Source organism: Mycobacterium sp. (genome assembly GCF_046330795.1).
In the GTDB taxonomy this organism is placed as follows: Bacteria; Actinomycetota; Actinomycetes; order Mycobacteriales; family Mycobacteriaceae; genus Mycobacterium.
Map to the genome: position 1 here is coordinate 627,873 of NZ_JAXLSA010000001.1, position 13,344 is coordinate 641,216.

The following is a 13,344-nucleotide window of genomic DNA, read 5'->3' on the forward strand; positions in this document are numbered from 1 at the left end:
GCGGCCATTCACCTCGGGTGAATCCCGAGATCAATTCGAAGCTGCTGCAGGAACTGCTCTGCGCGTACGGACCCAGTGGCCAGGAGGATGACGTGCGGGCGATCTGCCGGCGCGAACTCGACGGTGTCGCCGACGAGGTCTGGGTGGACGACGCGGGCAATGTGGTGGCCATGTTCGGCGGGGAGACCCGCACCGGGCCCCCGGTGCGGGTACTGGCACACATGGATGAACTTTCCATGCTGGTCAAACGGGTCAATCCCGACGGGACGCTGCACTTGACGCACCTGGGAACAATGTATCCGGCCAACTTCGGTCTCGGTCCGGTGACCGTACTCGGAAACCACCAAACACTCTGCGGTGTACTGGCATTGGGCTCCGAGCACACCACCAGGGAGAGCACCCGGATATGGGAGACGAAACCGGACGGCGGCGGTAGAGCGCTGGATTGGTCGGATGTCTACGTCTTCACCGGGCACACGACAGCAGAACTGTCCGCGGCAGGGGTTCGCGCGGGCAGCCGGGTATGCATCGACCGCAGCAAGCGCCAACTGATCGAGGTCGGCGACTATCTCGGCTGCTATTTCATGGATGACCGAGCTGCCCTGGCGGTGCTGTTGGCCACCGCGTCGGCACTGGCCGAGCAGCGACCGGTCAATGACACCTACCTGGTGTGCACCGTGAGCGAAGAGGTCGGTGGAATCGGGGGCACTCACGCCGCCCGCCAACTTCCCGACGGGCTGACCCTGGCCGTGGAAGTCGGACCCACCGAGTACGAATACGGCACCACCGTTGCAGGAGGGCCGATCATCGCTTACAGCGACGCCCAATGCGTCTACGACAAAGCGCTGGCCGACCGCCTGATGGACATCGCCGTCGCACAGGGCGCCGAGCCGCAGCCGGCGGTGTTGGGGGCGTTCGAATCCGACGCGTCGCATGCCAAAGCCGTCGGCGTATCCGGGCCCGCCGGCCTGATCTGTCTGCCCACGCTCAGCACCCACGGATATGAAGTCATTGCGCGACAAGCGATCCCGACGCTCACCGCCGTCCTCGTGGAGTTCCTGCGGCTACCGGGCCCCGTCTGAGGCTTCTGGAAAAGCAGCCATGCCGTCCATGGTCGGAAGACCAGAGGAAGGTTTGCCGCGATCGCGCGGCGCCAACAACACAGCCGCGGCGACGTGCCCGTGCTGATAGGGATTGTCCGCCCGCAGAAAATCGACGATCCGTCCTGCCGATCTCGAAATACGCATACCGATCGCCGATCTTTCGAACCAACTGGTCAAGTACCCGACCCGGCCGACGGCAAACCTGCGGGTCTGGCGAATCCGAAACACCGCTGCGTTTACCGATATCGGCGATGGGTAGACCGCTGGACTGTGACTACGGAAGATACTCAGGACGACGTAAGCACCCGACGCGCATCGACCGTCCTCAACTGGGCATTGGCGATTGCCAGCCTGCTGGGCGCCGCTGCGGTGGTGATCTTTGCCTATGTCTCAGTGCTCGGGACCGCAGGGTGCAGTGGCCAGACCTGTCCGCACCTGGGGCCCGGCGAGACCGGCTTCACCGTCATCGTCTACGGCGCTCCGATTGTGGCGCTCGCTGCCGTCGCCGCTTCGATCGTCACCGCTCGACGCCGCCGGGGAATTCTGGTCCCGATCGGGGCGTGGCTACTGCTGATTGCGGGGTTCGTCATGCTGGCGGTCACTTTTCCGTAGGACTGGCCGGGACTCACGCACACCTGCCACTCCGTCTCCGCCCCGCCGCCCGGCACCGTTTCGCAGTTTCAGTCGCCGCTGATGTATCGTTCTGGCGTCCAAAGGTTCGTTCCCGGCGGACTCGCGGGCTGTGGCGCAGCTTGGTAGCGCACTACACTGGGGGTGTAGGGGTCGCAGGTTCAAATCCTGTCAGCCCGACGCGATTCGTGATGACGCACATAGTTGCGCGAAGCGGTAGGGACTCCAACTTCTCATTGATACCCGTTGCCGCGGTCGGCAGATCAGCGCTATCTGGTCCCCCGCGAACCAGTTACAACTGCAGCAATCGGTACAACCCGATCAGACCGACCACCACGATGACGGCCCGCAGCGCATTCGGGGACAGTCGACGGCCGTAGTGCGCCCCGAGGAACCCGCCGATCAGCGAGCCCACCGCGATCAACCCGGCCGCTTCCCAGCTGATCCGGTCGAACGCCACCAGAATGTATGCGGCGGCGGCAACGACGTTCACCAGCAGCGACAGCAGGTTCTTGGCCGCATTCATCCGCTGCATGTCCTCGGGCAGCAACGCACCCATGACCGCGATCAGCAGGATGCCCTGCGCCGCGGTGAAGTAGCCGCCGTACACGCCCACCGCGAAGGTGCCGGCCACCAGGGCGGCCATTCGGGCGGGCGTGACGTGCTCGGCCGAACGCCCGGCGGCCTCCGCCCGCGTGCGCGCCCAGGTCTGGATCCGCGGCCCGATGATCACCAGCACCAGTGCACCGACCAGCAAGACCGGCACCACCTGCTGGAACACCTTCTCGGGGAGGTGCAGCAGCAGCCATGACCCCAGGATGGCGCCGAGCACCGAACCGGGAACCTGCCAGCGCAGCCGGTGCCACTGCCCGCGCAGCTCGCGCCGATACCCCCAGGTGCCCGACACCCCGCCGGCGACCAGGCCGATCGCATTGGACATCGTCGCCGTCACCGGTGGAAACCCCAGCGTGACCAGGGTCGGGAACGTGATGAGCGTGCCCGACCCCACCAACGCATTGATGGCGCCGGCGCCGACACCAGCCAGCGCGATCAGGATCATGTGGGCCACGGACACTCGCCAGACCCTACCGGCGACTCGACTGGGCCCGACTGTCTCGCTCCTCCGCTGCCGCGTGCCGCGGCCGCATCGGTCGACTCGGCTGGGCCCGACTGTCTCGCTCCTCCGCTGCCGCGTGCCGCGGCCGCATCGGTCGACTCGACTAGCGCTTCCTGGTGCCGCGCTTCTCGCGCACCCGCACGTTCACCCGGATCGGGCTGCCTTCGAAGCCGAACGTCTCACGCAGCCGGCGCTCGAGGAACCTGCGATATCCGGCTTCCAGGAACCCGGTGGTGAACAACACGAACGTCGGTGGTCGCGCGGTGGCCTGCGTGGCGAACAGGATGCGCGGCTGCTTGCCGCCCCGTACCGGTGGCGGCGTGGCTGCCACAACCTCCTTGAGGAAATTGTTCAGCTGCCCGGTGCTGATCCGCTTGTCCCACGACGCCAGCGAGGTCTCGAGCGCGGGCACCAGCTTCTGCACGGCGCGCCCGGTCATCGCCGAGATGTTCACCCGCGGTGCCCACTGCACCTGCACCAGTTCGCGGTCGATCTCCTTCTCCAGGAGATAACGGCGATCCTCGTCGACCAGATCCCACTTGTTGAACGCCAACACCAGCGCGCGGCCCGCCTCGATCACCATCGTCAGCACGCGCTGGTCCTGTTCGGTCAGCGGCTGCGATGCATCGATGAGCACAATGCAGACCTCGGCGGCGTCGATCGCGCCGTGGGTGCGAACCGAAGCGTAGAACTCATGCCCGCTGGCCTGGCCGACCTTGCGCCGCAGACCGGCGGTGTCGACGAAACGCCAAGTCTTGCCGCCCAATTCGATCAGCGAGTCCACCGGATCGACGGTGGTGCCGGCCACGTCGTGGACCACCGAGCGCTGATCGCCGGCCAGCCTGTTGAGCAACGAACTCTTACCGACGTTGGGTTTGCCGATCAGCGCGACACGACGCGGGCCACCGCCGCCGCCCGACAGCTCCGATACCTCCGGCAGCACGGTCATCACCGCGTCCAACAGATCGGCCACGCCGCGGCCATGCATCGCGCTGATCGGATGCGGCTCCCCCAGTCCCAACGACCACAGAGCGGCCGCCTCGGCCTCCTGCTTCTCGCTGTCAACCTTGTTGGCCGCCAAGAAGACCGGCTTGCCCGAGCGCCGCAGGATCCGGGCTGCGGCCTCGTCGCCCGATGTCGCACCGACCACGGAATCGACCACCAGGATGATCGCGTCGGCGGTGCGCATCGCCACCGAGGCCTGCTCGGCCACCAGTTGCTGCAGACCCTTGGCATCGGGCTCCCACCCGCCGGTGTCCTGGACGACGAATCGTCGTCCGGACCAGAGCGCGTCATAGGACACCCGGTCGCGGGTCACCCCGGGCAGATCCTGCACGACGGCTTCGCGACGGCCGAGAATCCGGTTGACCAAGGTGGACTTGCCGACGTTGGGCCGGCCCACCACGGCGACCACCGGCGGCGGTCCGGAGAATTCGTCGAGGTCATCAGCGAACTCCGATTCGCCGATCTCCCAATCGCTCTCGTCTTCCCAGGTTCCGTCCTCGGTCACGTCGACACCCCGCTGTGCTGGCGCACCAGATCCAGCAGATGCGCCACCACCTGGTCCTCGGTCAGGTCGCTGGTGTCGACCGTCAGGGCATCCTCGGCGGCCCGCAACGGCGACACCGCGCGGGTGGAATCCAGATGGTCGCGACGACGCACATCGGCGAGCACTGCCTCGTAATCGTCGCCGAGCCCGGCTGCGATGTTCTGGTCGGTGCGGCGCCGGGCCCGCGTCTCCGCCGAAGCCGTCAGGTAGATCTTCACATCGGCATCGGGCAGCACGACGGTGCCGATATCGCGACCCTCGACCACCACACTGCCCGGCCCGGCCGCCAACTCACGCTGCCGACGGACCAAGCGCTCCCGAACCGCCGGCACGGCGGACACGGCCGACACCGCCGCAGTCACCGCGTCGCCCCTGATCTCGGCCGAAACATCTTCTCCGCCAAGACAAGCGCGGTCCTCATCGGGGTCATAGCCGACGGAGAACGACGGGTCGATGCCCGCGATCGCGTCGGCATCGTCCAGCGGTACCCCGGCGCGCAGCACCGCCAGCGTCACCAATCGGTACATGGCTCCGGTGTCCAGGTAGCGCGCATGGAGCGCACGGGCCAATGCACGGGACACCGAGGACTTCCCGGTACCCGCGGGGCCGTCGATCGCAACCACACTCACAGCTGCACCGCCTGGTACAGCGCGCCGATTTCCTTGCGCGTCAATGCCCGTAGCGATCCGGGCCGCTGCTCCCCCAGCGACACCTCGCCGATATCGGTGCGCACCAGCGCCTCGACCGGGAAGCCGACCGCGTCCATCATCCGCCGCACAATGCGTTTCCGGCCCTCGTGCAACGTGATTCGCACCAGAGAGCGGCCCGGCAGTGAGTCCACCATCGCGAAATCGTCGACCTTGGCCGGTCCATCGTCGAGCTCGATCCCCTCGCGCAGCTTCCTACCCAGCCCGCGCGGCACCTTGCCGGTGACGGTCGCCAAGTACGTCTTGGGCACCTCGTAGGACGGATGCATCAGCCGGTGCGCCAGCTCGCCGTCATTGGTCAGCAGGATCAGCCCCTCCGTGTCGGCGTCGAGGCGGCCCACATGGAACAGGTTCTTGTTGCCGCGCACCCGATTCTCGATCAGGTCACCGATGCACGGCCGGCCCTGATCGTCGGACATCGTCGACACCATGCCCAACGGCTTGTTGAGCGCCAGGTGCACCAACTCGTCGTCGAGCATCACCCGCGCACCGTCGACCCGGATCACAGAGTTGGCCGGGTCAACCCGGCTACCCAACTCCGTCACGATGCGCCCGTCGACCTCGACCCGGCCGTCGAGGATCATCCGCTCGGCGACACGTCGTGAAGCAATTCCCGCCTGCGACAATACTTTCTGCAAGCGAACACTTTCGTTGTCCACCATGTCAGTCCTCGTCCAGATCGAACGACGGCGCCGGCTCGGCTGCCGCGCTCGGATTCAGCTTCATGAACCGCGGCTCGGAGTCCAGTGAATCCGTCAGGTCGTCGATCACGTCGACGTCGGGCAGCAGCGGTGCGATATCGGGCAGTTCCGAAAGTTCGGACAGCCCAAGGCGTTCCAGGAACAGCTCGGTGGTCGCAAAGGTCACCGCACCGGTGTCCGGGTCGGATCCGGCCTCGGTGATCAGCCCGCGGGCCAGCAGGGTCCGCATGACGGCGTCGACGTTGACCCCGCGAACGGCGCTGACCCGTGCCCGGGTCACCGGTTGGCGGTAGGCCACCACCGCGAGGGTCTCCAACGCGGCGCGAGTGAGCTTGGAGCGGGCGCCGTCGAGCAGCAGCCGCTCCACGTACGGGGCGAACCGGGCCCGCGTGTACATGCGCCACCCGCCGCCGGCCTCACGCAGATCGATGCCACTGTCCCGCTGCGCCAGCTCCTCGGTCAGGGCCTGTAGTCGTTCGGCGACCCGCTGCGGCGGCTGTGCCGTCGCCGATGCCAGCGATTCGACTCCCACGGGGGTGTCGACGACCAGCAGCAGCGCCTCGAGGACGCGGGTCAGCTCGTCGTCATCGAGCACCGGTGTTTCGGGTGCGTCGAGGTCCAGGCCCTCGAGATCCTCGACGTCGACCGAACCCTCGGATTCGGTCTCAGGAACCTGCTCGGTCATCACTCATCTTCCGGCTCGTGCAGTTGATCGTCCGTCGGACTGCCGCCGGTCCACGAAACCTGGAGCACACCAAGCGGTTCTGGTTGCTCGAATGCTACCGCCCGGGCCCGGTACAGTTCGAGCAGCGCCAGGAAACGGCCCACGATCTCGATGGGCACCTGGCAGTCGGCCACCAGTTCGGTGAATGTCGCCCACTGCCCCACCCCCCGGCCCTCGAGGATCCCCAGCACGTAGCGCGCTTGCTCGGGCACCGACACCCGCGAGTGGTGCAGATGGCCGGTGCCCACCGTGGGGACCGGACGCGGCGTCATCGCTGCGGCCGCGATCTCGGCGAACGCCGTCGCGTCCACCCCGATCATCACCTCGGGCAACAGGTCGGCGAACCGATCCTCGAGCGACACCGACCGTGGATAGCTCTGCAACGCCGCCGCTTCCAGCTCGGCGAACATCAGGGCCACGTGCTTGAACGCCCGGTACTGCAACAGCCGGGCGAACAGCAGATCGCGGACCTCGAGCAGGGCGAGGTCCTCTTCGTCGTCGACCTGGCCGGCCGGCAGCAACCGGGCCGCCTTGAGGTCCAGCAGGGTGGCCGCGACCAGCAGGAAGGCCGTCGTCTCGTCGAGCCCCAACTCGGGACCGATCTGCTTGGTGTACGCGATGAACTCGTCGGTCACCTGGTGCAGCGCCACTTCGGTGACGTCGAGGCGGTGCGCGAAGATCAGCTGCAACAGCAGGTCGAACGGACCCTCGAAGTTCGCGAGCCGAACCTGGAACCCGGCGGGCGGCTGCGCCGCCTCCGCGATCTCGGAGGTGGCGGTCACGTGCCGAACCGGGCGATGACCTCACGGGCCAGGGACCGATAGGCTTCTGCACCAGCCGATTTCGGTGCCCACGTGGTGATCGGCTCGCCGGCGACACTGGTCTCGGGGAAGCGCACCGTCCGGGTGATGACGGTGTCGAACACCAGATCCCCGAACCGCTCCACCACCCGGGCCATCACCTCGCGGGCGTTCACCGTGCGGCTGTCGTACCGGGTGATCAGGATGCCGCTGATCGACAGTCGCGGGTTGAGCCGGTCGCGGACCTTGTCGACGGTGTCGGTCAACAGCGCCAGACCGCGCAGGGAGAAGAACTCGCACTCGGTCGGGATGATCACCCCGTCGGCGCACGCCAGACCGTTGACGGTGAGCAGACCCAGCGACGGTTGGCAGTCGATCAGCACGTAGTCGTACCGGTCGAGAACCGGATGGAGGGCGCGGGCCAGGCTCTGTTCGCGGCCGACCTCGTTGACGAGCTGGATCTCGGCGGCCGAGAGGTCGATGTTCGACGGGATCAGATCGAGCCCGCTGACCCGGGTCTTGATGAGCACGTCGTCGGTGGAGACCCGCGGTTCGACCAGCAGGTTGTGCACGGTGTGCTCGAGCTCGTAGTGCGGCACACCCAACCCTGCCGACAACGCGCCCTGCGGGTCGAGGTCCACCAGCAGCACCCGACGGCCGTACTCGGCCAGCGCGGCACCCAGGTTGATCGTCGAGGTGGTCTTGCCGACGCCACCCTTCTGATTGCACATCGCGATGACCTTGGCGGGGCCATGGGTGCTCAGCGGCTGGGGTTCGGGTATGTGACGCGGAGGACGGCCGGTCAGCCCGACTTCGGCACCGTGGTCAGCGTCGTCGGTCAAGCCCGGTTCCCCCCGGCTGTCGATCTGGTGGCGGACATTGCCGGGAAGTCTAACGGGTGAGCTGGCCTGCGAAGGCAGACCCGCGGACAAGCCGACCACATAGTGTGGCGCCATGGATCTCACGCGCCAACTGCGGCGCCGGATGCCGATGCTGCGGTGGTCGTTCCTGCGGATGGGCCTGGGTATGCGCAACTTCAACCGGACCGGGCAGATCGGCGACGGCCGGGAGGCCGCCGCGGTCGAGTATGTGCTGGCCAACGCCCGGCCGGGTGATGTCGACGACGTGCTCGCGACCATCGACCGGTTCGCCTACGAGCAGTCCTTCCTGATCAACGTCGGCGACGAGAAGGGGCAGATCCTCGACGCCGCGGTGCGCCGGGCGGCGCCCGGGCTGGCGCTGGAACTGGGCACCTACTGCGGGTACAGCGCCCTGCGGATCGCCCGCGCGGCGCCGACGGCCACGGTGGTGTCGGTGGAATTCGCCGCGGCCAACGCCGCCAACGCCCGCCGCATCTGGGCCCACGCCGGCGTCGGTGACCGCGTGCACTGTGTGGTCGGCACCATCGGCGACGGCGGAACCACCCTGGACGCGCTGACCGCCCAGCACCGTGTGACCGCGGGGTCGGTCGACTTCCTGTTCATCGACCACGACAAGTCCGTGTACCTCGCCGACCTGCAGAGCATCCTCGCGCGGGGCTGGCTGCGCCCCGGCTCCATCGCGCTCGCCGACAACATGGGTCTGCCGGGCTCGCCGAAATACCGGGCGTACATGCGGGAGCAGGAGGGCCGCCAGTGGCGCACGGACGAGCACCACGCACACGTCGAGTACCAAACCCTGGCACCCGACCTGATGCTGGAGTCGGAATTCCTGGGTCAGGCGGCGACCGGCTTGAACCCGTAGACCATCGACGTCGGCCCGACCAGGTGCCGCGTCCGCACGCCGGTGAAGCCGACGCTGCGCAGCCAATCGGCACACTGCGGTGTGCTGGCCTCGAAACCGTCCCTGGCCTCGAGCATGATGTTCAGGCTCGATAGGCAGGTCATCGACTCCCGGCGCCGGCCAGGGTCAATCATCGCGTCGTAGATGATCAGCGCGCCGCCCGGCGGAACGGCCGCATATGCCGCCGAGATCAGCTCGAGCCGCTTGTTCTCGGTGTATCCGTGCAGCATGTGGCCGAATGTCAGCACCTCGGCCCGTGGCATGGGGTCGGTGTGCACGTCACCGGCGGCAAAGCTCAACCGGTCGGTCAGTCCGAACGATCCGATGTAGTCGGCGAAGATCGGTGCCACGGCCGGCAGATCGAAGCCGCTGCCCCGCAGCTGCGGATGGCACAGCGCCACCCGCACCGGCAGGGCGCCCTGGGCGGTGCCGATGTCGGCGAACGTCGAATACCGCTGCCAGGGGAAGCGGGCCGCGATCAGCGTCGCCTCGGCGGTGGAGATGCCGGTCATCCCCGACAAGAACGTCCGCAGGGCCGCCGGGTCGCGGTAGAGCGACGAGAAGAACTCGTTGCCGTCGCGTTCCTCGTCCGCCTCGGGCAGCCCGGTCTGCAGCAGGCGTTCGAGGCCGCCCCACAGTTCGTAGAGCCGGGTGCTCGACAGCTCGATCAGACCGCCGATGTAGGTCGGCCTGGTGCGGTCGAGGTACAGCGCCGCACGCCGCGTGTTGGCGTACCTTCCGGCGCGTGTCCGGCGCAACAGTCCCATCGCCACCAGCGCACCGAGGAACGGTTCGGTGGCGCGGGGCTGCCACCCGAACGTCGTCATCAGTTCGTCCCGGCTGCGGGGTCCGGCGGCCAGTTCGGTGAACAGGCCCGCCTCGACCGCCAGGTGCAGCACCCGCGCCGGCCAGAATCCCATCCCCGTCCGCAGGATCGGTTCGGGCCCGGCCACCCTGCCCAGCACCCGGCCGAGGATCGGATGCTGAAAAGCCTTCATCATCAATAACTCTCGCTGCACCGCGCCAGACTCCTCTCGTCGCGCCAGGCGGCCAGCTCCGCCGTGATGCTGCGCGCCACCGCCCGCGATTCCCGCGCGACCCGCCCGATCAGCCCGGGACGGGACTGGAACCCGAGGAAACGCAGGCCGGGGGCGGCGGCGCGACTGCCCTGGGTGCGCGGATGGCCGTCGGCGCCGAGCACCCCGAGGTGGCCGAGGATGGGCCCGAGGCCACAGTGATATCCGGTCGCGCAGATCACCACGTCGGGGTCGAGTCGCCGGCCGTCGATCAGGGTGACGCCGTCGGCGTCGAAGTGCGCGATAGTCGGCACCACTTCGAAGGCGCCGGCGCGAATCGCGTCAATGACCTCCCGGTCGACGATCACCGGCGCCCGGCCCTGACGTTTGCCGCGCGCGAAGACACCCTCGGACGGGGTGGGCAGGCCGAACGCACTCAGATCACCGACGGTGATCCTCCCGCCGAGCCGCGCCAGCGGATCGACCAGCCGGCTGGGCGCATCGAACAGCGGTGTGGCCAGATAGTCCGACGGGATACCGCCGGGCAGGGCGCGCAGCATGATGTTCGGCGGGGTGCGGACGGCCAGCCACGCCCTGTCGACGCCGCCGACGGCCAGGTCGTAGACGATTTCCATGCCCGACGACCCCGCGCCGACCACCAGCACGCGCCCGTCCCGGAACGGCTCGGCGTTGCGGTAGGCCGAGGAGTGCAGCACCGCGCCGTCGAATCCGTCCAGCCCGGGCCAGTTCGGCATGACGGGCGTGTGTTCGTACCCGGTGGCGACGACGACCTGTCGGCTCCACCGGGGCCCCGCCGAGGTGTCGACCCGCCAGTACGTTCCGTCGCGGTCCACTCGCGTGACCGTGGTCCCCAGCAGCTGCTCGATGCCGCTCTCGCCGGCATGGTGTTCCAGATGTGCGACCACCTGATCCCGGGTCGGGAACACCGCGGTGCCGACTGGGTAAGGCCGACCCGGGAGGTGTGATGTCCGCCGGCCCGTGTTGAGCCGCAGCCGGTCGTATCGCGCGCGCCATGACGAGCCGACATCGGCTGCCCGGTCGATGAGGAGTGGGCGCAGACCGACATCCCGCAGGCTCAGCGCCGCGGAAACCCCGGCGGGTCCGGCGCCGATGATCAGCACGTCGTGGACTTCGTGACCGTTGCTCATCATGACCTCATCCGCTTCCCAGTGCGGCCAGGACCGCGTCGGTGGACGACTGCGCGCCGATCGACAGCCGAACGGCCCCGTCGCCGTAGTGCTTGACCCGCAGGCCGTCCTGATCGCACAGCCGGCGCGCGCCGTCGCCCGGCGGCAGGTAGAGGAAGTTGGCGTGGCCGGGAATGCTCTCGACGTGCAGGTCGGCCAGCCGCGCCCGCAGGAACTCGCGCTCGGTGGTGATGGCTTGGATTCGTTGGCGCAGTTGCGATTCAGCCAGATAGGATGCCTCGACCGCGACCAGGCTGGTGACGCTCATGCCGAACGGCAGCTGCATCGCCCACAGGGAGTCGGCCAGCTCCCGTGACCCGAAACCGTATCCGATCCGCAGCCCCGCCAACCCGTAGGCCTTCGAGAATGTCCGTAACACAACAACATTCGCGAATCGTTGGACCAGCGTCGTCGAATCGATCCGGTGGGCGGCCGCGACGAACTCGACATAGGCTTCATCGAGTACCACCAGGGTGTCGGGCAGGCGGGCCAGCAGTGTTTCGATTGCCGCCGCCGATTCGACGGTGCCGGTCGGGTTGTGCGGCCGGCAGATGACCAGCACCCGCGCGTCCCGGGCGGCTTCAGCCATCGCCGCGAGATCATGGTGGCCGTCGCGGGTCAGCGGAATCGACATCGTCTGGAGGCGGTTCATCGCCGCGATGATGGGATATCCGTCGAATGTGGGCTCCGCCATGACGATCCGATCGCCCGGGCTGGTCAAGGCGTGGAGGACCTGCAGGATCACCCCGGTCGCACCAGCACCCAGGATGACCTGCGTCGCCGGGACGCCGATCCGGGCGGCAATCACCCGGCGCAGTTGCTCGGGCAGGAACTCGGGATAGCGGTTGGCGGCATCCAGCGCCGCGATGAGCGCCGAACGGACCGCGGGCAACGGTGGATACGGATTCTCGTTGAGGGACAACGCTGTCGGGTCGACCGCGGCCGGCAGGCCGGCCGGCGAATCGGCAAGAAGTGTCATGGTCAGCGTCCTCCCCAGCGCACCGCGGCCGCACCGGCGAAGTCGCCGGCGTGCGCGAATCCCGCCATCATCACCACGTCGCCGGCCCGGACGGTTCCGTCCTCGATCGCTGACTCCAGGTTGACCGGGATCCCGGCGGCGAACAGATTGCCGCACTCGTGGAAGGTGTCCCGGTGCCGTTCGCGGGGAATCTCGAGGGCCTCGTTCCAGTTGCGCAGGAACACCCGGTTGGGCTGGTTGGTGACCAGCAGATCCAGATCCCGCGACTTCATCCCGATGCGGTCGCACACCGCCAGGGCGACCTCGGGCACCAACCGGTTGCCCCGGGCCAGCACCTTCATGATCTTGGCCTCGTTGAAGCTGACGTAACCCTCGCCGCTGCCGGCCTGCCACCACAGCCGGGGCGGATCGGTGGCCAGGGTCATATCGCCGGCGAACTCGCCGTAGTGCCGGCATTCGATGTCCAGGATCGGCGACCGGTCGGACAATCCGACCAGTCCGACCGCGGCGCCGTCGCCGGGCACCGAGGACTGCGCCAGCGTGCGGACGTGCTCCTGCCGGAAGATCTTGCCCGCCGCATTCTGCGCGCAGGCGATCAGCGCGGTGCTCCCGGCTCCGCTCCGCAGCAGTTCCCGGGCCAGGTCGAGCATCAGCACGAACGCCGCGCAGCCGCCGTTGTGCACGTCGATGACGAACCGGGGGTCGACGCCGAGCCGGCGCGCCAGCGCTCCCCCGGCACCCAGGATCGGCAGATCCGGCAGCTGCGAATGGGTCAGCAGCACATCGACATCCGCGAGAACGTCGTCGCCGTGGCGGGCGCGCAACCCCTCGGTGGCGCTCACCATCATGTCGACGTTCGTCTCTTCGAAGGCCGCGTGGTGACGGAACTGCGGGGCCCGGAACATCAGATTGTCCCGAAGCTCGTCGGCGCCGGCGAACTGCGCGTACCACTCGGCCGGAACCCGTTCGGGCGGAAGGTATGTCGCGACGTCCAGTAGGCTGACGGTCGGGGTCTCGGCAGTGGTCAT

General features: G+C 68.0%; 14 protein-coding genes and 1 tRNA gene. 4 read left to right on the top strand and 11 right to left on the bottom strand.

Going from position 1 to position 13,344, the window contains the following annotated elements; genetic code table 11:
• The first annotated feature begins 17 nt into the window (after positions 1-17).
• The 3 genes from U0R18_RS03080 (at position 18) to U0R18_RS03090 (ending at position 1,913) form a co-directional block, all read left to right on the top strand.
• Positions 18-1,082, top strand: a complete 1,065-nt coding sequence (locus U0R18_RS03080; RefSeq protein ID WP_526365828.1) for a peptidase M42 — start codon at positions 18-20, stop codon at positions 1,080-1,082.
• A gap of 93 nt (positions 1,083-1,175) precedes the next feature.
• Positions 1,176-1,715, top strand: coding sequence for a hypothetical protein (locus tag U0R18_RS03085; RefSeq protein WP_526365830.1), 540 nt, complete (start codon positions 1,176-1,178; stop codon positions 1,713-1,715).
• A 124-nt stretch (positions 1,716-1,839) separates the two neighbouring features.
• Positions 1,840-1,913, top strand: a tRNA-Pro gene (locus U0R18_RS03090).
• 112 nt (positions 1,914-2,025) lie between these two features.
• On the opposite strand, the gene U0R18_RS03095 is transcribed toward U0R18_RS03090, so the two are convergent.
• From U0R18_RS03095 to U0R18_RS03125, 7 genes are all read right to left on the bottom strand, one after another.
• Positions 2,026-2,793 (bottom strand): sulfite exporter TauE/SafE family protein, encoded by a 768-nt coding sequence (locus U0R18_RS03095; protein ID WP_526367379.1) that lies wholly within the window; start codon positions 2,791-2,793, stop codon positions 2,026-2,028.
• Positions 2,794-2,953: 160 nt separating this feature from the next.
• Positions 2,954-4,360: a ribosome biogenesis GTPase Der gene (gene der / locus U0R18_RS03100; protein WP_526365832.1), complete on the bottom strand. Its 1,407-nt coding sequence runs from the start codon at positions 4,358-4,360 to the stop codon at positions 2,954-2,956.
• Positions 4,357-5,028 carry a (d)CMP kinase gene (cmk, locus tag U0R18_RS03105; RefSeq protein ID WP_526365834.1) on the bottom strand — a complete coding sequence of 224 codons (672 nt, stop codon included), beginning with the start codon at positions 5,026-5,028 and terminating at the stop codon, positions 4,357-4,359. Before cmk ends, der begins: the two co-directional genes overlap by 4 nt.
• On the bottom strand, positions 5,025-5,768 hold the full coding sequence (locus U0R18_RS03110; RefSeq protein WP_526365836.1) for a pseudouridine synthase: 744 nt from the start codon (positions 5,766-5,768) through the stop codon (positions 5,025-5,027). The genes cmk and U0R18_RS03110 overlap by 4 nt, the downstream gene beginning before the upstream one ends.
• Position 5,769: 1 nt before the next feature.
• Positions 5,770-6,492 (bottom strand): SMC-Scp complex subunit ScpB, encoded by a 723-nt coding sequence (gene scpB, locus U0R18_RS03115; protein WP_526365838.1) that lies wholly within the window; start codon positions 6,490-6,492, stop codon positions 5,770-5,772.
• Entirely contained in the window at positions 6,492-7,313 is an 822-nt protein-coding gene (locus tag U0R18_RS03120; protein WP_526365840.1) for a segregation/condensation protein A, read from the bottom strand. Before U0R18_RS03120 ends, scpB begins: the two co-directional genes overlap by 1 nt.
• On the bottom strand, positions 7,310-8,173 hold the full coding sequence (locus U0R18_RS03125) for a ParA family protein (RefSeq protein WP_526365842.1): 864 nt from the start codon (positions 8,171-8,173) through the stop codon (positions 7,310-7,312). Before U0R18_RS03125 ends, U0R18_RS03120 begins: the two co-directional genes overlap by 4 nt.
• Before the next feature lie 112 nt (positions 8,174-8,285).
• Between U0R18_RS03125 and U0R18_RS03130 the strand changes: the two genes are divergently transcribed.
• The gene (locus U0R18_RS03130; protein WP_526365844.1) at positions 8,286-9,074 is read left to right on the top strand and encodes an O-methyltransferase; all 789 of its coding nucleotides are present in this window, start codon (positions 8,286-8,288) and stop codon (positions 9,072-9,074) included.
• On the opposite strand, the gene U0R18_RS03135 is transcribed toward U0R18_RS03130, so the two are convergent.
• The 4 genes from U0R18_RS03135 to U0R18_RS03150 are packed head-to-tail and all read right to left on the bottom strand — an operon-like array spanning position 9,047 to position 13,344.
• Positions 9,047-10,114 (bottom strand): methyltransferase, encoded by a 1,068-nt coding sequence (locus tag U0R18_RS03135; RefSeq protein ID WP_526365846.1) that lies wholly within the window; start codon positions 10,112-10,114, stop codon positions 9,047-9,049. The genes U0R18_RS03130 and U0R18_RS03135 overlap by 28 nt on opposite strands.
• Positions 10,114-11,298: a flavin-containing monooxygenase gene (locus U0R18_RS03140; RefSeq protein WP_526365848.1), complete on the bottom strand. Its 1,185-nt coding sequence runs from the start codon at positions 11,296-11,298 to the stop codon at positions 10,114-10,116. Before U0R18_RS03140 ends, U0R18_RS03135 begins: the two co-directional genes overlap by 1 nt.
• A 7-nt stretch (positions 11,299-11,305) precedes the next feature.
• Positions 11,306-12,316 (bottom strand): pyridoxal phosphate-dependent aminotransferase, encoded by a 1,011-nt coding sequence (locus U0R18_RS03145; RefSeq protein ID WP_526365850.1) that lies wholly within the window; start codon positions 12,314-12,316, stop codon positions 11,306-11,308.
• Between the two features lie 2 nt (positions 12,317-12,318).
• Entirely contained in the window at positions 12,319-13,344 is a 1,026-nt protein-coding gene (locus U0R18_RS03150; protein ID WP_526365852.1) for a 3-oxoacyl-ACP synthase III family protein, read from the bottom strand.

Coding starts and splice junctions, on each gene's coding strand:
- U0R18_RS03130 (WP_526365844.1), top strand. CDS start 8,286: ATGGATCTCACGCGCCAACTGCGGCGCCGGATGCCGATGCTGCGGTGG.
- U0R18_RS03140 (WP_526365848.1), bottom strand. CDS start 11,298: ATGAGCAACGGTCACGAAGTCCACGACGTGCTGATCATCGGCGCCGGA.
- U0R18_RS03135 (WP_526365846.1), bottom strand. CDS start 10,114: ATGATGAAGGCTTTTCAGCATCCGATCCTCGGCCGGGTGCTGGGCAGG.
- scpB (WP_526365838.1), bottom strand. CDS start 6,492: ATGACCGAGCAGGTTCCTGAGACCGAATCCGAGGGTTCGGTCGACGTC.
- U0R18_RS03145 (WP_526365850.1), bottom strand. CDS start 12,316: ATGACACTTCTTGCCGATTCGCCGGCCGGCCTGCCGGCCGCGGTCGAC.
- U0R18_RS03110 (WP_526365836.1), bottom strand. CDS start 5,768: ATGGTGGACAACGAAAGTGTTCGCTTGCAGAAAGTATTGTCGCAGGCG.
- U0R18_RS03150 (WP_526365852.1), bottom strand. CDS start 13,344: ATGACCACTGCCGAGACCCCGACCGTCAGCCTACTGGACGTCGCGACA.
- U0R18_RS03095 (WP_526367379.1), bottom strand. CDS start 2,793: ATGATCCTGATCGCGCTGGCTGGTGTCGGCGCCGGCGCCATCAATGCG.